The organism is Paenibacillus sp. FSL R5-0486, assembly GCF_037975155.1.
In the GTDB taxonomy this organism is placed as follows: domain Bacteria; phylum Bacillota; class Bacilli; order Paenibacillales; family Paenibacillaceae; genus Paenibacillus; species Paenibacillus amylolyticus.
Window position 1 is genome coordinate 5,240,782 of record NZ_CP150237.1, and the last position, 17,560, is coordinate 5,258,341.

At 46.2% G+C, this 17,560-nt stretch carries 33 protein-coding genes and 1 pseudogene; 3 read left to right on the forward strand and 31 right to left on the reverse strand.

The window, feature by feature from the left end:
- Positions 1 to 4 precede the first annotated feature (4 nt).
- The 26 genes from MKY01_RS23250 to MKY01_RS23375 all read right to left on the reverse strand — a co-directional run bounded on the left by MKY01_RS23250 (position 5) and on the right by MKY01_RS23375 (position 9,981).
- Complete coding sequence (locus MKY01_RS23250) at positions 5 to 202, reverse strand: hypothetical protein (RefSeq protein ID WP_339283708.1); 198 nt, start codon at positions 200 to 202, stop codon at positions 5 to 7.
- The gene (locus tag MKY01_RS23255) at positions 192 to 416 is read right to left on the reverse strand and encodes a hypothetical protein (protein ID WP_339283710.1); all 225 of its coding nucleotides are present in this window, start codon (positions 414 to 416) and stop codon (positions 192 to 194) included. The genes MKY01_RS23250 and MKY01_RS23255 overlap by 11 nt, the downstream gene beginning before the upstream one ends.
- 46 nt (positions 417 to 462) lie before the next feature.
- Entirely contained in the window at positions 463 to 846 is a 384-nt protein-coding gene (locus tag MKY01_RS23260; RefSeq protein ID WP_339283711.1) for a hypothetical protein, read from the reverse strand.
- Positions 843 to 1,037 (reverse strand): hypothetical protein, encoded by a 195-nt coding sequence (locus MKY01_RS23265; protein ID WP_339188405.1) that lies wholly within the window; start codon positions 1,035 to 1,037, stop codon positions 843 to 845. Before MKY01_RS23265 ends, MKY01_RS23260 begins: the two co-directional genes overlap by 4 nt.
- Positions 1,030 to 1,278, reverse strand: coding sequence for a hypothetical protein (locus MKY01_RS23270; RefSeq protein ID WP_339283712.1), 249 nt, complete (start codon positions 1,276 to 1,278; stop codon positions 1,030 to 1,032). Before MKY01_RS23270 ends, MKY01_RS23265 begins: the two co-directional genes overlap by 8 nt.
- Positions 1,265 to 1,468 (reverse strand): hypothetical protein, encoded by a 204-nt coding sequence (locus MKY01_RS23275; protein ID WP_339283713.1) that lies wholly within the window; start codon positions 1,466 to 1,468, stop codon positions 1,265 to 1,267. The genes MKY01_RS23270 and MKY01_RS23275 overlap by 14 nt, the downstream gene beginning before the upstream one ends.
- A 106-nt stretch (positions 1,469 to 1,574) precedes the next feature.
- Positions 1,575 to 1,826 carry a hypothetical protein gene (locus MKY01_RS23280; RefSeq protein WP_339283714.1) on the reverse strand — a complete coding sequence of 84 codons (252 nt, stop codon included), beginning with the start codon at positions 1,824 to 1,826 and terminating at the stop codon, positions 1,575 to 1,577.
- A gap of 21 nt (positions 1,827 to 1,847) precedes the next feature.
- Positions 1,848 to 2,210, reverse strand: coding sequence for a hypothetical protein (locus tag MKY01_RS23285; protein ID WP_339283715.1), 363 nt, complete (start codon positions 2,208 to 2,210; stop codon positions 1,848 to 1,850).
- Entirely contained in the window at positions 2,211 to 2,354 is a 144-nt protein-coding gene (locus MKY01_RS23290; RefSeq protein WP_339283717.1) for a hypothetical protein, read from the reverse strand. It lies immediately after the preceding gene.
- Positions 2,355 to 2,389: 35 nt separating this feature from the next.
- A complete protein-coding gene (locus MKY01_RS23295; RefSeq protein WP_339283718.1) occupies positions 2,390 to 2,674 on the reverse strand; it encodes a hypothetical protein in 285 nt (94 codons plus the stop codon).
- Positions 2,652 to 3,038: a hypothetical protein gene (locus tag MKY01_RS23300; RefSeq protein ID WP_339283719.1), complete on the reverse strand. Its 387-nt coding sequence runs from the start codon at positions 3,036 to 3,038 to the stop codon at positions 2,652 to 2,654. The genes MKY01_RS23295 and MKY01_RS23300 overlap by 23 nt, the downstream gene beginning before the upstream one ends.
- Entirely contained in the window at positions 3,035 to 3,373 is a 339-nt protein-coding gene (locus MKY01_RS23305; protein WP_339283720.1) for a hypothetical protein, read from the reverse strand. The genes MKY01_RS23300 and MKY01_RS23305 overlap by 4 nt, the downstream gene beginning before the upstream one ends.
- Positions 3,374 to 3,404: 31 nt before the next feature.
- Complete coding sequence (locus MKY01_RS23310) at positions 3,405 to 3,923, reverse strand: hypothetical protein (RefSeq protein ID WP_339283722.1); 519 nt, start codon at positions 3,921 to 3,923, stop codon at positions 3,405 to 3,407.
- Positions 3,924 to 3,948: 25 nt separating this feature from the next.
- Entirely contained in the window at positions 3,949 to 4,632 is a 684-nt protein-coding gene (locus MKY01_RS23315) for a DNA cytosine methyltransferase (protein WP_339283723.1), read from the reverse strand.
- 47 nt (positions 4,633 to 4,679) lie between these two features.
- Complete coding sequence (locus tag MKY01_RS23320; RefSeq protein ID WP_339283725.1) at positions 4,680 to 5,663, reverse strand: phosphoadenosine phosphosulfate reductase family protein; 984 nt, start codon at positions 5,661 to 5,663, stop codon at positions 4,680 to 4,682.
- A 73-nt stretch (positions 5,664 to 5,736) separates the two neighbouring features.
- Entirely contained in the window at positions 5,737 to 6,138 is a 402-nt protein-coding gene (locus tag MKY01_RS23325) for a hypothetical protein (RefSeq protein WP_339283727.1), read from the reverse strand.
- A gap of 3 nt (positions 6,139 to 6,141) precedes the next feature.
- Complete coding sequence (locus MKY01_RS23330; RefSeq protein ID WP_339283729.1) at positions 6,142 to 6,555, reverse strand: hypothetical protein; 414 nt, start codon at positions 6,553 to 6,555, stop codon at positions 6,142 to 6,144.
- Positions 6,556 to 6,741: 186 nt separating this feature from the next.
- Entirely contained in the window at positions 6,742 to 7,452 is a 711-nt protein-coding gene (locus MKY01_RS23335; RefSeq protein ID WP_339283730.1) for an ERF family protein, read from the reverse strand.
- A complete protein-coding gene (locus MKY01_RS23340; protein ID WP_339283732.1) occupies positions 7,430 to 7,675 on the reverse strand; it encodes a hypothetical protein in 246 nt (81 codons plus the stop codon). The genes MKY01_RS23335 and MKY01_RS23340 overlap by 23 nt, the downstream gene beginning before the upstream one ends.
- 37 nt (positions 7,676 to 7,712) lie before the next feature.
- Positions 7,713 to 7,889 carry a hypothetical protein gene (locus MKY01_RS23345; RefSeq protein ID WP_339197778.1) on the reverse strand — a complete coding sequence of 59 codons (177 nt, stop codon included), beginning with the start codon at positions 7,887 to 7,889 and terminating at the stop codon, positions 7,713 to 7,715.
- 141 nt (positions 7,890 to 8,030) lie between these two features.
- Positions 8,031 to 8,285 carry a hypothetical protein gene (locus MKY01_RS23350; RefSeq protein WP_339283734.1) on the reverse strand — a complete coding sequence of 85 codons (255 nt, stop codon included), beginning with the start codon at positions 8,283 to 8,285 and terminating at the stop codon, positions 8,031 to 8,033.
- Positions 8,275 to 8,487: a hypothetical protein gene (locus MKY01_RS23355; protein ID WP_339283736.1), complete on the reverse strand. Its 213-nt coding sequence runs from the start codon at positions 8,485 to 8,487 to the stop codon at positions 8,275 to 8,277. The genes MKY01_RS23350 and MKY01_RS23355 overlap by 11 nt, the downstream gene beginning before the upstream one ends.
- A gap of 107 nt (positions 8,488 to 8,594) precedes the next feature.
- The gene (locus MKY01_RS23360; RefSeq protein WP_339283737.1) at positions 8,595 to 8,804 is read right to left on the reverse strand and encodes a hypothetical protein; all 210 of its coding nucleotides are present in this window, start codon (positions 8,802 to 8,804) and stop codon (positions 8,595 to 8,597) included.
- Between the two features lie 15 nt (positions 8,805 to 8,819).
- Positions 8,820 to 9,029 carry a hypothetical protein gene (locus MKY01_RS23365; protein ID WP_339283739.1) on the reverse strand — a complete coding sequence of 70 codons (210 nt, stop codon included), beginning with the start codon at positions 9,027 to 9,029 and terminating at the stop codon, positions 8,820 to 8,822.
- A 1-nt stretch (position 9,030) separates the two neighbouring features.
- Positions 9,031 to 9,738 carry an ORF6N domain-containing protein gene (locus MKY01_RS23370; RefSeq protein WP_339283741.1) on the reverse strand — a complete coding sequence of 236 codons (708 nt, stop codon included), beginning with the start codon at positions 9,736 to 9,738 and terminating at the stop codon, positions 9,031 to 9,033.
- A gap of 15 nt (positions 9,739 to 9,753) precedes the next feature.
- Complete coding sequence (locus tag MKY01_RS23375; protein ID WP_211081011.1) at positions 9,754 to 9,981, reverse strand: helix-turn-helix transcriptional regulator; 228 nt, start codon at positions 9,979 to 9,981, stop codon at positions 9,754 to 9,756.
- A 166-nt stretch (positions 9,982 to 10,147) separates the two neighbouring features.
- Between MKY01_RS23375 and MKY01_RS23380 the strand changes: the two genes are divergently transcribed.
- The 3 genes from MKY01_RS23380 (at position 10,148) to MKY01_RS23390 (ending at position 12,962) form a co-directional block, all read left to right on the forward strand.
- The gene (locus MKY01_RS23380; protein ID WP_339283743.1) at positions 10,148 to 10,528 is read left to right on the forward strand and encodes a helix-turn-helix transcriptional regulator; all 381 of its coding nucleotides are present in this window, start codon (positions 10,148 to 10,150) and stop codon (positions 10,526 to 10,528) included.
- A gap of 235 nt (positions 10,529 to 10,763) precedes the next feature.
- Positions 10,764 to 10,979 carry a helix-turn-helix transcriptional regulator gene (locus MKY01_RS23385; RefSeq protein WP_339283745.1) on the forward strand — a complete coding sequence of 72 codons (216 nt, stop codon included), beginning with the start codon at positions 10,764 to 10,766 and terminating at the stop codon, positions 10,977 to 10,979.
- Positions 10,980 to 11,417: 438 nt separating this feature from the next.
- Positions 11,418 to 12,962, forward strand: a complete 1,545-nt coding sequence (locus MKY01_RS23390; protein ID WP_339283747.1) for a recombinase family protein — start codon at positions 11,418 to 11,420, stop codon at positions 12,960 to 12,962.
- A 22-nt stretch (positions 12,963 to 12,984) separates the two neighbouring features.
- On the opposite strand, the pseudogene MKY01_RS23395 reads toward MKY01_RS23390, so the two are convergent.
- From MKY01_RS23395 to MKY01_RS23415, 5 genes and pseudogenes are all read right to left on the reverse strand, one after another.
- Positions 12,985 to 13,416 (reverse strand): annotated as a pseudogene (locus tag MKY01_RS23395) (sigma-70 family RNA polymerase sigma factor); the annotation flags it as partial.
- A gap of 130 nt (positions 13,417 to 13,546) precedes the next feature.
- Positions 13,547 to 13,726 carry a hypothetical protein gene (locus tag MKY01_RS23400; protein ID WP_036615241.1) on the reverse strand — a complete coding sequence of 60 codons (180 nt, stop codon included), beginning with the start codon at positions 13,724 to 13,726 and terminating at the stop codon, positions 13,547 to 13,549.
- 219 nt (positions 13,727 to 13,945) lie between these two features.
- Positions 13,946 to 14,893 (reverse strand): alpha/beta hydrolase-fold protein, encoded by a 948-nt coding sequence (locus tag MKY01_RS23405; protein WP_282320625.1) that lies wholly within the window; start codon positions 14,891 to 14,893, stop codon positions 13,946 to 13,948.
- Positions 14,894 to 15,295: 402 nt separating this feature from the next.
- The gene (locus MKY01_RS23410) at positions 15,296 to 16,543 is read right to left on the reverse strand and encodes an MFS transporter (RefSeq protein ID WP_282320624.1); all 1,248 of its coding nucleotides are present in this window, start codon (positions 16,541 to 16,543) and stop codon (positions 15,296 to 15,298) included.
- Between the two features lie 25 nt (positions 16,544 to 16,568).
- Complete coding sequence (locus tag MKY01_RS23415; RefSeq protein ID WP_282320623.1) at positions 16,569 to 17,495, reverse strand: ADP-ribosylglycohydrolase family protein; 927 nt, start codon at positions 17,493 to 17,495, stop codon at positions 16,569 to 16,571.
- Positions 17,496 to 17,560 lie beyond the last annotated feature (65 nt).

Sequence of the window (17,560 nt, forward strand, 5' to 3'; positions counted from 1 at the left end):
CCACCTAAGCTCCTTTTTGTATATCCAAGTAATCCTCTATCTCCGCTATCTTGATCCGTGCCCAACGTATTTGCTCCTTGTGCCACTCCATTGCGCCACGGTCATCAAACTTCTTTGCATGCTCATATTGGATTGCAGCTTCTTCCGCTGACGCTTCCCACAACGCTAATTCTATTGTCTTCAGATCGTTGTTATATGACATCCTTTGTATCCTCCTTGGGCATAGACTCCCTACCCTGACCTCCGTAATCTTCCCAAGCTGTCTGGATCACTGCCTGCAATACTTGTCTGCACAGTGAGCTGTCCAAGCTATTGGCCCACTCTCTAACCTCTCTAGATGTGAAGCTGCCGTCACTCCTGATGAATGCCCATGCCTCGCCAATCGCTTTGATGAATTGTCTGTCACGTTCGTTCATGCTTCATCCCTACCCTCTAGTAAGTGTGGGTGTTCCGCTATCTCTCTCATGCTTCTTCCTCCCCAGGTAGGCTTTCCCAGTGTTCTAAAGTTTCTTGCAGGCATTCGGTTACGAATTTATTTGCTCGCGCTGTCGCTCTCTTAGGCATGCCATGTAGAGTTCCGCTACCGATTTTGAATGATTTTGAAAATGTTTTATCTCCTACATATTCGGTGATAGTGATCTCAACACACTTCGTATCTTCCCAAGGTGGGTTAATGATGCCGTAGCGTGTGACAGCATTCGAATTATCTATCGAGCTATCGTCTCTGATCACCCACGCGTCCCAAATGCTGGAGTAATCCGCTACATCTACGTCTATTCCATCTGATACAAAGTATCTTCCCGGCTCTGGCGGATTCTCTTTGTTAAACGGTATCCACTCTATCATTCTGTATCCGCTCCTTCCCCACCAGCCAAAAGCCATAATTCGTGTTCCGCTTCGGCCAGTTCTCTATTCGACTCATCCATGATTTCCAATGCCTTGGCAACTACTATCCGCATGACACTATGGTCGATTTGCTCACCTTTTGCATAACGCTCCATAGTGTCTCTGATTGCTTTGATTTCACGTTCATCCATGCTTATCCGCTCCTTCCTCAACCAATTCGAAGCTATCCTCAAACAATTTCAATGTCCCTAGAGAGTTCAGATACCCCACGCATACTTCCCGTCCTTCACTGTCCATTGCATAATATTCTTCTGATTCCTCATGCAGTTCCGCTACCAATTCCTCACCGTCATTGACTGCACATATCAATCGACCGTTGTTGTAGTTGAACTCCTCAAATGAGTCGATACACCTCACCTTAATCTGTTTCATGTTGTTCCGCTCCTTCCTTGGGAGCCAACCCCTCCAAAATTTCTTCAGTCTCTTCCACTTCGCGCTGTAAGTCGCTGATTATCTCAAGTGCATGAGCAGCCGCTATACGCATAACTTCATGCTCAATATTTTCGCCGTTCGCATATCGTTGCAACAGGTCCATTGTTGATTTCTTTGTACGTGGATGCATGTTATACCTCCGATTATTGGTTTTCTTTATGTTTATGACGTAGAGGTTGTATATCCTCCTATTTGGGGAGACCAGAAACCCTTATCCGGCCTCCACTTCGTTAAGTTTATTCAGCCGATTGGTCGCCTTCGGCCAATTCCTCGACGTCCTCTTGCTCTCCAACATCCATTACAAGCGTCATAACACCGTTCTTAACAACCTTTGCAAGTACAATGCCCGTAACTTTTATAGTCTTGATTCCTTCTGCCTGACAGCGAGTATGTTCGATCATTCCTTCACCAACAAAATCCCAATTCTCGTCCTCCCAGACAAGCTCTCCGCAACGCTGGCACGATCCGAACATAACGCCACGAGCCATCGTCTATCCCTCCTATGAATGTTATAAGTCCAGTACAGCCAATAACGCGGCTTTGCAACGGTCAGCCGGGCTGGCGTGCACCATGTCAAAAGTTGAGCATTCACCTTTGTTCGCGAGTATCACTTCTTTTAACCGCTTAGCATACCGCCCTCTTATTCCGGTTTCCGCAAACCACTCTCCTACTCCCCAAGCTATGTTGATGTGCAAGGAAGGTTTGAAAACTAAAATCTCATACCGTAAACACTTATCCGAATCAACCCAATACGCTCCGCCCCATGGATCGCCCTTGTGCCAGCCCATAACATGCTGTGCAACCAGTGCATCCAGTTCCTGTCCAGGTTCCATCGCCAACACTTGCTCCCGGGTCAACGCTGTTTGTGTCATCTATATATCCTCCCTAACGAAGCATTCTTCTCGATACAGGACTTCGTTTATCCAGACCCATCCCGGTTTGTATCTATATCCTTCGTATGACTTGCCCAACTGCAACTCTTCATAGTTGGCATGCCATTTTGAATATTTGAACATTGGCATATCCTCCTTAGTAGGGAGAGGCCCAAGCCTCAACCCTCGATTTTGTGTGCTTCTAACGCCGTTGATTCTCCGTCCAGGTACATTCCGATGTTGAAATAAATGTTCCGTTTCACCTCAAGGACAACCTCATTTAGTCTTGTTATCTCAACCATGTTGTAATGACCAATGAAGTGTGGTTCAGCTTCTTTAATCTTCCTCTTCCGGACAGCCGCTCGATGTTCGTCACTGCGTTCATTCCACTTGACCACAACAATGTCGCCTTTCTTCAACTCGTCAAACTGTTCTTGTTGTTCAAGCTTCACCAGTTGAACCATGGTTCCCCTCTCCTTCCTGACCCACCTGTAAACCTTTCAACGTCATATAAGCAGCCTCAGCCCTCTGGCGTGGTGTTGCTCTAAGCATCGCCTCTGCTGTGTCATAAGTTAGTCCCTCATGGTAACTGTGTCCTGTGGCGTACGTCAGGTGAGCCTGGTATCCAATCTGATCAGCTTCAAGTGCTTTGTCTTCCAATTCCTTGACGTGATTGTATTCCGAGCATGGGATGAACCAATCAGAACTCCCATCTTCCCTTTTAATCACAAAGTTATGTGGTGGAGCTTCTTGCTCGAAATACTCGAATCCCAGCAAATCAGCCAATTGCGATGTTAAATATTGATCCGTCATTTTTTTAGCTCTCATGACTGTTCTTCCTCCCTCATCTTCGATTCGTTCTTCAGTTCCTGATGATCAGACCATGTATTGCCCACTAGCGTATCCACATGGCGTGTGATCCGCTCTTTCAGTTCATCCATCACCTGATACGGGAAAGGTACCTCTTCCTTCCTGAGCTTGCCTCTACCCGTGTCATTCGGTCTGCTTCCGTCATAGTCCTGAACGATTTTGTAGCCATGTCTACGGGTTTCTCTGGTGTATAAACGATATCCGCGAAGTATGAGCTTGTCGCCTGTGTACCAGAACGACCACTTGGCAAGCTTCAAAATGTCTTTGTCAGTGCGTTCAATTGTGTATTCCATGTATATCCCTCCTTGGTTAGAGGCCGTAGCCTCACACCGCAATTTCTTTCTGTTTAAACTCTTCCGCCAGAGCCGCGCAGAAACGTGGCATAAGCTCGTTAACGAAAGCTCTACATGAGGCCGGGTAACCTAATGCGTGATTTTCGCCTGCATCACTTATGGATGTCTGGTCAAACCACCGAACAAATCCAGCTTCGTTTTCTAACCAATCACATTCTTGTAGCAAATCCCATTCTTTCCGCGCTTCTTCACGGGTTAACGATTGATCACCCCTGAGATAAATGATGTCTTGTTTAGCCCTACGCAGTGTTTCGTCCGGATCATAACGTCGAAGATCATAGAACAGTCTTGCCATTAGGGTTCCAGGTACGCCTTTTGCGAGATACTTACGAATATCTTCACCTTCGCGTACTTCAAACTTGTGAGCTGCATTCCCGTAATCCGTCACCGCTGAAAACATGCCTGTTGAATCAAGAATGAATATTCCCCATCCTTCTCCGTCCACGGATGGAATGTAATAGCGCCAGAATTTAACGTCTTGGTTTGTCATGTGTGTTATCTCTACTTTGGTGGGCCTAGCCCCTGATATACTCCCTTACTTGCTTGCCCAAAAACTCTGTATACGCTGGAGGTATTGCCTCAGCCAGCTCGTCGCGGGACATCCAATCAATGCCGCCCATCGCAAAGCCCCAGTACAGTTTTATCTGCTTTGCGTTAAGCCCTCGTACCCCTCCGCTTCCGCAGATGGAGATACTACCGTCCTCACCAATTCCGTTGCCAGCTGCTGGTGTTTTCATCTTTTCTCGCGGTACATCCGGTTCAACCAGCGGAATATTGCTCTCGAACCACCGTTCACGCTGAGTGTAGAGTTTTGCGAACTGCGATCCGAACAGCTTTACGGGATCGATCAACGGCGCACCAGCCACATTTTCGATGATGTAGGGCTTGCCTGTTTCTTGGAGTAGCCTCCTGGTATCCGGGATCAGGTCCAAGTGGTCGCCATATTTGCCGCCGTTGCGTGCTACAGATAAACTCTTAGCTTTGCTATGCGCCTGACATGGAGGCGATGCCGTTAGGACATCAAATTGAGCGATGAACGCTTTGTCCTTGAGGATTTCGAGTGCGTCCGCCTGGATAAATTCGTATGGGTAGTTTGGTTGCGGCTTGATGTCTACTCCGACCACCTCAAATCCCGCTTTAGCGTACCCAGCCGAACAGCCGCCAGCTTTACAAAATAGGTCTAATAGTTTTGGTTTCATATGATTGCTCCTCTAAATTTGGTGTGGTGATTCCCTTCCTCTGTTAACTACATTGCGTCTACAAAACAGCCGCAACCGCCTATATCAAATAAGTCAATTTGTCCATCGTTGTCCACTTCGTCTCTCAGATCCCGAATTGGCAATGGTTTGGAGTCCCGTTTCATGAATGCGTATTGCTTGATTTGCATGTATTTCTGCACCGCACTGCCTGCCGGATGGATATATGTTTTCGGACGCTTGGCCCGGTCATAAAAGTAATCTCTATATGCATCGTCCAGTTCTTGCAGCATCTGTTCCCGGACATCATCTGGTATGCGTTCATCCTCTGGAACCTTGTCATCCATGATGTACCGATAGGCTGATACACATATTTTCAAGTGATGCTCTTGTTCCATGATCTGCTGGAACACATCTGGCATCTGCGTTTTCAGGAGCTTGTAATGGCCCTGTCCAGCCTTCACGCACCTTCCGTTACAGTTGTTATGGCTAAACCCGTAGTCGTACAATACAGGCTGTTTAATGTCGTATTCCTTCAGTACTTCGTCTTTCCAAATGTTATGGTCGATCAATGGCATCTCCACCTGGAACGGCTGCCAGTTCTTTCGTATAGCACCCTCTCGATGCATCTCATCGAACCCAATCCCAAAATACAGTACAGCGTCCGTGGTGAAATCCTCGTCCCGTAGATACTCCTGGTTCCTCCAACTCTCTGCCGCAGGCTTGATGCCTTTTTTCAAAAAGTCTTTGGATACTTTCATTTTTAAGATTTTGCTACAATCGCCTATCATGCTGTTAAATACCAGCTTCTTCTCAAACATGAGCTGCATCGGGTTTAAGCCGGATGAGTGGACCAGGAGCGGCAATTGGAGTTTGTCAGATGCTTCATCGTTGAACCGGTATAGATCCGGGTTCTCCCAAAGCGTATCCGTGAAGTACAATACAATGTTGTCGTCTGGATGATTCTTTTTCACCCAGTCTGCCGCCGCAAAGCTGGCCTTCCCACCACTGAAGAAGATGATCCGATTTCTCATGTGTGTCTTGTCTCCCTTCCTCTGTTATCCCCGGTGGGGTGGTGTATCCTCCCTTAGATGGTTTATTGGTGGGTTAAACTAACTTCTTCTCATCTAAAATTCCTAAGTCATAAGCGGTCTTAGCTGTTTTATGGTCAACCAGCACGCCGTTAATTGTGTTTGCATAAGGTGAGATTTTCTTTTTGTTTGGGTCATACCATCCCTTTTCAAGCTCTACTTCTGAAAACGGGTGACCTTCTCTCAGAACAGGAAATCCATCCTTGTATTCCGGTTTAATAACTGTTCCATACTCATCACGCTCGCCTACGTACCAATTTCTAAGTTCGGGCCCAATCTCGCTTGCTCCACAGCTTTCGCAATGATAGGGACCACACTGTGTCATTCCAACTCCTACATCCACAAAATCCGCATGGCAATCATCACCACAGTATGGGCATGGCTCTGGATCGTCGTAACTTCCATAATTACTTCTCATCTTCTATTCCTCCCTGTGGGTTATGCGTTGTATTGGTGACTTCTCAGGCATGCCAAGCTTCATGCAGTGAACATGGTCCTGTAAGATGGGCATCCATGTTTTCTTGCTACTGTGTACCAGCCGATGCATATCCGCGCTCAGCAGGATGCAGTTGTCTACCTCGTATTTTCCGCCTTGCGATCCGTACACGATTCGGTGTAACTCAAGCCTAACTCCTGATACTCCACTTATAGCGCACCAGTTGCCTCCGTCGCGCTCGATTACTGCTTGCCGTACCTTTTCCTTCGTCATGTACTCAGGATCGTCCAGAGCGCGATTACGGCGTTTCTTAGGCGCTTTCTCCTTGCGGTTGTGGTGTGCGAGCAGATTCTTCCGCCAGGGCATGATGTTCTTTTCCTTCTTGCGTGCCAGTGACATGGTCTACCTCCTCCGTGGTAATGTGTGGATCAGACATCCGATTGCTATCCCCATTGAAGTGCCTAACATCAGCATCACTATTCCAAAAGCAAGTTGATTCATGAGTGTGTATCTCCTCTCCGAATGGTCCGTCTGTTACTGGGATGATTGGGCTGCCGTCGTCGTAGAATAGGGTGTCTTGGTATCTCATGCGGCTTTATGCTTGTCCAGGTGCTGTGCCAGCTTGGTCACGTCTGCTGCCTGAACCTCCGCGAATTTGGTGATCGTGTAGCCAAGGAATGTGTTAATGGCATCGAAGCTGTTCCAACCAGTTGCTTTGTGCTTGGCATACAGCATTCGAGTCTGGCCCTCGCTGGCAAGTGTCCCACCGCCTGTATTCGCGTTAGATTGCGTATTATTGTTGTTAGATGTATTCATAGTATTGTTGTTGGCTTTACTTGCGGGTGCGGACCCCTCTTTTTGTTTGGCGTCAGGATCATCTTCATCTGTCGGCAATCCCAGGCATTTTAAAAGGAAGTAGCGCTCACTGTATGTCAGTCCGGAACCGTACGCCTTGGATATCTCATCTTGTTGCCCGTAGTAAGCCCATGAGATTGTCTCTCTTTCGTCTGGCTTATCTCCATTGATCCAGGTGTATGTCATTTCGCCTTTCACGACGAAGTCCAGCATCTCCTTACCCTTCGCTGTTTTGTACTCATGTGTGTGGTGTTCGCCCACTTTCGTTGAAGGAATCAGCAACAGGTTCAACTCATTCATCTTGTCCTTGATCTTGGAAAGCACTTGGTTGCCGGACACATATGTGTAGCTGAAACTTGCTTTGTCCTTAGTAAATCCCTCCGCAACCATCCGAACTTGAACAATCTTCTGATAAAGGTTAAGCGTCTGTTGCTCGCTCATCTACCTCCACCTCCTCCAGATCCAACAGTTCCCATTCGCCACGCAATGTGCGTATAACGAAATTCTGTGGTATGTCCGGGCAATGCCGTGTTGTCAACCAATGCTCCATATCCTCTCTACGGGACAGGCGCAAGGCTTGCATAAAGTCATCTGTCGGTTGCGCTACTCTGTCCAAGAAGTAACCTTTCTTATGCTGTGGGATGTATCTGTATTGTGTGGGCATTCCATTCTTCCTTTCGTTGTGGTATATTGGTTGTAATTCAATTTGCAAATCGTCTTTCTAAGGCTGCCGATGCTACGGCGGCCTTTTCTCGTCTAAGGGCAATGGCGCTGTTCATCTGGTACACCCGTTTTAACGTCTCCGTCAGCGTCCCTCTCTGGCTTGCGATCTGCTCCAGCTGTTCGAAGTGTTTTCGATCTGTTGGCGGAACTTTCATCCTTCCTCACCTCCACTAAGTTGATTGGCCTTCCCCACCCGAAGTATTCAATAACATCCTCGGTTCGTTTGAACACCATCTCTTCTCGCTTCTTGTAATGCTTCAATATGTCATCCACGCTTTTAAAAGTTTCTTCATTACTCACGCTGTCTTTCGTTCCTCCTCAATTGCCTGTTGCAACTCATGATGTAGGCGTTCCTGTTCTTCTCTATCTGCAATCTCTGCTTCGTACTCGCTTAACGGTTTGGCGTAGATCGGATCGTGACCCCTCCGGCGCAACTGGCGGAACAGATCGTTGTAGTCGAAGGCGCTCCAACTGAGCACCCGGCCTGCATCGGTAACCACTCGGTACACCGTCAAAGGTGTTTCGCTACTTCTCATTCCCTCAACTTGCATCGTCGTATCCTCCAATCCTCCGTACTGTGATAAACACGCTGTTGTCTACCGCTTCAAGCATGCATCCTTTGCAATGCGGTTGCCGATCCTTTCCCTCGTACACTTCGTACTCAGCTGGACTACCGCATCCGCAGTTAGCTGCTGGGCTGATGAACGGGATCATGTTGTCTTTCTTCTTACCGACCAGTTTTAAGTTAGGCATTTCGGTCACTCCTTTTCGAATTAAGTGAAATTGTGTACAATATATAGGGTTTGTAACGTCATACATATCAGCATCTTGTGTTTTACTGCTTGTCCGTCATAGGAGGGCTACACCGCCTCCCCTTTAGCTACCAGACTCTCGACAATCGACCAACAAGCTAATGCAATTTCACGATCCACCTGTTCGCGTTCTTCGTCCGTCTTACATATGTTTTCTGTGTTGATCTTTACTCGGGACTTGCCGATCATGTACTCCGCTTCGATCATCGAATCACCTCGATTGATCTTATGCGCTAAGTTGGATGGGACAACTTTCATGAGGTGAAGCCTCCTTTATTCGTTAGATGAAGCTGGAGGTTCGGTTTTGCATCCGCAACTGATCCTTGTACCGCTGAATGAACCGGCTTCTTTCAAAATATCTAGAAGAAGCTCCTCATCCAGTTGAAACTCATTCCCGCATTGGAAGCAACGGATGTAAATTTCGTCGCCGTAGATTTCAATCTCATGTTGCTTGCCGTCTAATTCCTTTTTGATGTAGATCATATTAGTTCGCCTCTTCTTTCTTTTTTGGATACCAACCGTGGATGAAGTCGATAGCTAATTCAAAGTCTGAACGCTTAATCTTGTCGTATTTCGGTACTGAGAAATGTGATTTCAAGGCACGGTATATGGATTGGAAGTGAGCTTCATATCCTTTTTTCATCAAGAATCCTACTCGCGCATTTACAGACTCCTGAATGTCAGCCTTTTGGTTCTCAGTCAGCCAGATTTCGTTATCTACCACCAGTTGTAAGCGGCGATTATCTTTTTGTACTTGGTTGAGTTCTTGACGAAGATCTTTCATGTTCAAGACTGCCAGTTCCAAGATGCCTTCAATTGTAGTAGGCACTGTAGTTGGAACATTCATGTTTTGAAGACGTTCTATTTTATCGAAGTAATCATCCACCAAGGATTCGTAAGCTTCCCATGCTCTATCAGTGTTAAGAGACTTTGCATGAAGGAATGCTCCCTTTTTGGTCCAGAGGTAGAGAATTTGAGACTTCTTTGAACTCAAGTCAATTTGACTTTGGTTAATAAATTCTCTTCTCTCGTCACCAGTTAATACGAAGAAATGTTTATTCTCTGTGTATCTTGATTTATTTCGATTAAAGTTTCGGTTGAGCATATTCGTTTCTACTCCAAAGTAAGTAGCTAGCTGAGCACTTGTTAGTACTCTCTGATCATTTTTTTCAATTGCTTTTAATTGGTTCATGTTTATTCGCTCCTTTTAAGCTGTTTTTTTAGGTTTTTGACTCGTTTCGCGTCCAACATCTGCAAAAAAAAGGTTCATATCAAATCCTAATGTCGCTGAAATTAACTTTGCTGCCCGTCCACTCGCATCTTTGCGTCCTTGTTCAATCTCGGCGTAATAACTGCGGGAGATACCAGACTGCTTGGCCGCGTCATTTTGCGTTAATCCTTTAGCCTTACGCATTTGTACTAGCCAGTGGCGCATGTGTTTCACCTCCTTGACGCGTTTTGCGTCGTTGCTATGTTTTGATTATATGACGCACTTTGCGTCATGTCAACAGTCTTTTTAAAATTACTGACGAGTTTTGAGTCAGGATGTATTGTGATTCATTTCGCGTCGTTATAATACTGATAGAAGTGAGGTGGAGTAGTTGCTTAGTGAAAGACTGTTGGAGTTAAGAAAAGAAAGAAGATTAACGCAACAAGAAATCTCTAAATATTTGAAAATGGCTAGAACAACTTACTCTGGTTATGAGAATGGATCTCGGGAACCAGATAACGAAACATTAAATAAGATTGCAGATTTTCTAGAAGTTTCAGTGGATTATTTATTAGGAAGAACAGATCAGAAAAAACAGGTTCTATCGGAGCCGTCAAGAGCATTGATCGACTCGCTGAACCTGACTGATGAGGAAATTATGAAGAACATCCGATTTGAAGTGGATGGCATCGAGCTTGAAGAAGATGATGTCAAGCGATTCATTGGACTTGTAAGACTTGAAAGATCTATGAGGAAGAAACAATCAGAATAAGATACGCTCTTATGTAAACAGGTTTTACTTCTTTGGCGTCCATCTCAGATATCTTTTTTACTATGAGATCCGGGCTTACGCCGACTTCTAACAGCGTCTCTCTTGTCACATCAAAAACGATCCTTTTATCCATGTTTACCATCTCCCGTTCTCGTAGTTGCCTTTTGGTAATACCTATTCTAAGGGAACGTATGTTCTGTTACAAGATAAAAAAATATATTAAGGTGGCAGTGCGATGGAACCTATCCCCGTCCGCTGTCGTATTCCCGAACATCTTGAGAGGATTGGAAAGAAGCAGCAATGGCTTGCAGACAAGGTAGGAATGAGTAAGTCGCGTATGTCGGAAATTGTGAACCTTCGAAGCACCAATATCTCGATAAAACGAGCTGTACTCATTGCCTATTATCTTGAATGCAAAGTTGATGATCTGTGGAAATGGGAAGTACGGTAGCAGAGTGGCATTTCCGCTGCTCTGGGTAAAAAGTTCCGAATTAACGTAACTTTTAGTATGCACCTCCATCAACTCAAGTTAAATATAGCACGAATTGTTGAATATTGGCGATAAAATATACTAGGGAAATCCAAGGAAATAATTGACAATACATAATGACATACATTCATAATCCAACTTTGGATTTTGATCACAACCCAGATTTGGGTTTTGACCTCTGAGAACTCAAATCTGAGGTTTCATCCAACCAATCCAAAGTTGGATCGGTTATTAGCGGGCGGAATATCCCGCTGGTTGTCAACGCCCCCAAGGTTGGGGACAGTTCACTCAATCCAAAGTTGGATTCAGTAAGCACAGGCACCCTTCGGGGTGCTTTTTTTCTGCATATCCCCTACAATACAGACATAGAAGATATTAATTCACGCACGGAGGTTAGACATGGAGAGAGTCGCTATCTACTTACGTAAATCCAGGCAGGACATGGAAGCTGAAGCCCGTGGCGAGGGAGAAACATTAGCTAAGCACAAACAGGCATTACTTCGTACAGCGAAGTCGATGAACCTGAACATTATAAAGATTCGTGAAGAAATTGTATCCGGTGAAAGCTTGCTTCATCGGCCACAAATGAATGAGTTATTGAAAGAAGTGTCGCTGGGAGATTATGATGCTGTACTGGTTATGGACGTTGACCGGTTGGGCCGTGGTAACATGCAGGAGCAAGGATTGATCTTGGAGACGTTCAGGGAGTCCGACACTAAGATTATCACACCCCGTAAGACATATGACCTTAACGATGAGTTTGACGAGGAATACAGCGAATTTGAAGCGTTCATGGCCCGTAAAGAGTTGAAGATCATCACCCGCCGTTTACAAGGTGGTAGGTTGAGATCCGTGGAGGAAGGTAATTACATTGGGACCCGTCCACCATATGGTTGGGAGATCGAGAAAGATGGGAAATCGCGTTACCTGGTACCCCACCCTACTCAGTTTAAAGTTATGGTGATGATGTATGAGTTATATGCTCACGAAGATCCTGAAGAACGCATGGGATCTAACAAGATCGCTTCTCGCTTAAATGAACTTGGTTTTCGAACATACACGGATAAACCATGGAAAGCTGAGCTAGTGCTGAACATTATAAAAAGTCCTATAAATATCGGGTATTTATCTTGGGGTAAAAAGAAATACAAAAAAACTCCAACCGGTCGCACAGTCGCAACACAAGCTGAGGGCACATATACCAAGGTACTTGGTAAGCATCGTAAATACGTCACGCCTGAGTTAGAAGCACTATACAATCGGGCTATGGAGTTCCTTGGAGAGAAGTATCATGTCCCTTATCAGCTGGAAAATGGGATCAGTAACCCACTGGCCGGACTGATTAAGTGTGGTAAATGTGGATACGCCATTGTATTACGACCATACACGGGTCAGCCCAGTCACCTGATGTGTCCGAATAAGGAATGTCCGTGCAAGAGCGTGCAAGCGACGTATGTATTCGATGCCGTAATTGGAGGCTTGCAAGAATGGCTGGAGGATTACAAGATTCAGTGGGATAAACATAAGCCTTCCAAACGAACGTCAAACGCCCTGGAGTTGAAAGAAATGCAGGTTAAAGCATTTCAGAAAGAAGCGGAGGATCTGGAACTCCAAAAAGGCAGGCTTCATGATTTCTTGGAACGTGGTATTTATGATGAGGAAACATTTTTGGAACGTTCTGCAGCATTGGCTGATCGGATATCAGCAACCCAGAAATCCATTGTTAAAGCAGAGGAAGAAGTGGCCAAGGAAATGAAGCAGAAGGATGCGGAACTAAACATCATCCCGATGGTGAAGAACGTCATCAAGCTGTACAAGAAGACAGACGATCCAGCAAAACAGAATGCGCTGCTCAAAAGTGTAATCAACAAAGTGGTCTATTCGAAAGAGAAACACGAGTTTAAGGATAGCTTCAGTATAGAGCTTGATGTGAAAGTAAAATGACCCAACACAGATAGCCATTGAAGGTTAATTCATTGCCTTCTTTGTCCGTACCAATGGGGTCGTGCAGGGATACGTCTTTGCGTGTTTTCTTCAGGGAACGGAGATGCATTAAAATTTCGTTTTCAATACACCTCGCCGCAAATGTGGCAAGCTTCGTACCTTTGCCTTGTTGAAAACTTTCGATGGCTTTGATCAGACCAATGGTTCCGATGGAAATCAGGTCTTCCTGATCTTCACCCGTATTGTCGAACTTCTTGACGATATGCGCGACGAGGCGCAGATTGTGTTCAATGAGCAGATTGCGAGAGTGAGCATTGCCTTCAGCCATAAGGCGCAAATGTTTGGCTTCATCACCCTCAGCCAGTGGCTGGGGGAACGCATTATTTTTGACATACGAGACGAGTAACGTTAACTCTTTAATGAATAGAGCAATTGCGGTAAACAATCCGGGCACAGATGACACCTCCTGCAGTTTTACAACGATCTGGCCTGAGCACATATGGGAACAGGGTCGATCTATTGTATGTAGGCAGTGGCCCAGAAGTGCACGTACACTTGAAAAAGGGGATGATCTTGCGAAGATTTCACAGACTCACAGAAACTATGGAGCCCACCCGCTGAAGCAGGAGAAATTCTTTTTCCACACTTTCGATAAAATACTTCTTTTCACCAAATAGGACAACATCATTCTGGGCTAATGAAACATCGCTTTTGAAATAAATCACATTGTCCGTTTCCCGGAATGCACCTTTGTAATAGAACATCCTATTTCTCTCCTTCATGTATCTACCTATGTAATTAACTACCCGCTCCATGTGGATCTGCTTCCTTCATGCTAACATATTCTCTCTCATTCATCATGTCATATTCGCACACTAACCAACATAAAGCCCCAGCCCTGTGCAGAACAGAACTGAGGCTACATATCGATATGAATTCCTGTTTCTCCTGTCGATTGCTTCAAGAAGCTAATTCAAATTAAATTATTTGAAGATTCGTTGTGAGAACTGATACAGGCCGCTGTTCCAGACAGATGGTTCGTGTCCACCTACATCCAGATAAAAGGTATGCGGAATATTCATGCTGCTCAAGCCGTTTTTGAAGTTCTGGCTGACCCATAACAGACCGTCGCTTGATCCACAGGAGATCCACAACAATTTGAGTTGGCTGGCTACTTGTCCCGGGTTGGAAACCAGCTGTGATACAGATTGCGTATTCGGTGCAGCCGAGAAGGCCCCTACCCAAGCGAAGGTATTCAGATTTTTCAATCCGAAGTTAAGCGACTGCCCACCACCCATGGACAGACCGGCCAACGCACGGCTATTCTTGTCTTTGTATACCGGATAATTGGCCTCGATATGAGGAATCAGATCCTTGAGCAGGTCTTGCTCAAACCGTTCAAACGCAGCCACTTTGTCCGGAGCAAAAATGTCACCGACTGGACGGTCGTCCTTCATGGCACGGCCATTCGGCATGACAACGATCATCTGGGACAGCTTGCCCTCCGAATACAGGTTGTCCAAAATGTTCTTGGGTTTCATTGCATTGACCCACTCATGCTCATCCCCGCCGATGCCGTGCAGGAGATACAAGACGTTATACTTTTTATTCGGAGAATATCCTGGCGGTGTATACACGGTGGCTTTCCGTGTATTGCCTACCGTTGTGGAGTAATAGGATATCAGATTGGTATTTCCGTGCGGAATATTGTTTCGATAGCCATCATAACCCGGTGGTGCAGGCACAACCGGAGTGTTAGCCAGCGCATTTTGCCCGGTATTATCCATGGTGCCGGTCGCTCCCTGATCTACAACCGCCTGGATGGGGGTTGGAGCTGCAGTTTCCTGCATATCGGCTGCAGACGCGATCGTTGGTACAAGGAGTGCTGCTGTGATGGAGAGACTCAGAATTTTGGACAGACGTTTTTTCATTAATATCAATCTCCTTTGGAATATGATTTTAAACCGTGTACGAACCTCATAACAGGTCTTTCAGATACACACAAACCCCAATTGAAAGCCCTTACATTTAAAAACGAAGTTCCTCCTTTCCACGCATGAATACGGACCGCTATCCTTCACCTTTCCCAATAAGGAAGTAAACATCAGCGATCCATAATTTACAATCAATTCCAATTACATCTTTATTATATCACCTCACAAGGCCTGTACATCATCAAAAAACTTAAATAACTATATCTTATAGTTTAAAAAGTATACTTCTCCACCCCACCAAACCGTCTATTCGCTCCCCTACTCTGGATCTCATCATGATATAAAAAAGCCTCAACTCTCCGTGTTCAACGGAAGAATTGAGGCGAAACGATTCCATATTCAGCTTACCGACGCTGCCTCTGCAACCTGGGCAACCTCTGGCCCATGATGTTTACGCTCCATGAACAGACTGAAGAGCAGTCCTAGCAAACCTAATCCGGCAATAACTGCGGCATACAAAGGCACTGAGATAAGTCCCGTATGTGTAATTGCATACCCACCCATATAGGCACCAGCGGCATTTCCCAGGTTAAATGCCGAATGACTTGAGGTTGTCGCCAGCAGCGGCGCTTCGCGGGTCATATTCATAATCCGAATCTGAAGTCCCGGCATAATACCAAACGCGGCTACACCCCAGAAGAATATGGTGATTACCGCGAGATAAGGATTCTCTAGTGTAATCGTAAGTGTAGCTAACAGAATAGCTAAGATCCCAAAGTTGACGATTAACGAAGGCATCAGCTTCCAGTCTGCCAGACGGCCGCCAACCAAATTGCCCAAGGTTACACCGAAGCCAAACAACACCAGAATCCAGGTCACACTTTGCTCTGCAAAGCCGCTAATATCCACAAGCATCGGCGTAATATAGGTGAAGACTGTAAACAAACTTCCGCACCCCAACGCCCCAATAAGCAGAACCAGCAACACTTGTGGACGTACCAGATTTCGAAATTGCTGACCGAGGTTTGCAGGCGGTCCTTGCGCAATAACCGGAATAAAACGAATAATCCCCATTAATGAGATAATGCCCAGAATTGTAATCGCTCCGAAAGATGACCGCCATCCGAGCTGTTGCCCAATAAACGTACCAAACGGAACGCCAATGATGTTGGCAATCGTTAGCCCCGCGAGAACAACTGATACCGCTCCTGCCCTTCTCTCGGGCGCAACAAGCCGCGTCGCCATGATTGAACCTACACCGAGGAACGTGCCATGGGCAAATGCCGTTAATATCCGTGCTGAGATTAACAACCCATAGGTGGGAGCAATAACGGACAATGCGTTCCCGATAATGAAAATGCACATCAGCAGTACCAGCAGTTTTTTCTGCGGAATCTTGTGTGTAAATACGGTCAATATCGGCGCACCTACCGCTACACCAAGCGCATATCCCGTAATGAGTTGTCCCGCCTGCGGAATACTTACATTCAGATCTGTTGCCACATTGGGCAGCAGGCCCATAATAATAAATTCAGTCATACCAATCGCAAAAGCCCCTATCGTCAGGCATAACAGGGATAATGGAAACGCCCCTCGTTTACCTGACTGCGAAGCCTGTGGTTCTGTTGTGTGTCCTGTGGTGCTCATAGATGTTCTCTTCTCCTGTCTCTAATCAACGATTTTCTGTCGCCTTCAACCACAAGGCATCTGTTAGTTGTTCGAACGTTTCACGCATAGCCAGCTTGTCCCGCCAGTGTGCCGGAATACCACTCAATCCATAATAAGCACCTGCGATCTGCCCATACACCGCACCTGTAGTGTCCGCATCATCACCCAGATTAACAGCTAACAACGCGCCTTCTTCAAAGCTTGACGACTTATGAAACGCCCATAGTGCTGCTTCAAGTGAACGAACCACATAACCACTTCCCTTAATTTCCGGCGGTTCTTTGCTCTGATAGGAACCCATCACAACCTCTTCAATTGCAGGCGAAAAAGTAGGTTCTTCCCTCCACTGTCTGCATGTCTCCGGCATCAGCATGACGCTCTTGTCCGCTCCGCGCAGACCGGCAACAATTATGGCGGCTAGCACTTCACATGCTTCCACGCTTTCTGTTGCAGCATGTGTTGTCCGGGAGCTCAGCCCGGCATAACGAACCGCCTCGTTTGGTCGATTAGCATAAGCCATCGCGACAGGTGCAAGCCTCATGATAGAGCCATTGCCCGCCGTCATCGGGTCAGTTGATCCGCTGTAGGCTTCTCCAGTTATCTCAAACCTCTCCAAGGCACTTCGTGTGGCCCCGCCGATATCGAAGCAATCGCCTGTGCTGCTCATATACCCGACCTTGTACCAATTGGTGTATCTGCGCATCTGATCCGCAGGATCAAAGTCTGCTTTACGTACCAAACTTTCTGCCAGACACAGAGCCATGGATGTATCATCTGTCCACTGCCCTGCCTCCAGCCCAAATACACCTCCACCCACGATATCCGTTACGGGTTCAAATGTGCCCGGGCTGCTGAATTCCACGGTAGTTCCCAACGCATCACCCGCTGCAAGCCCGATGAAGCAGCCATTGAAACAGTCCTTTTGCAACATGCTTGTCTTCCTCCCTTACTCCATATACTTTCAGAATCTTTCTTCCATTCTCCCACAGGGCCTGA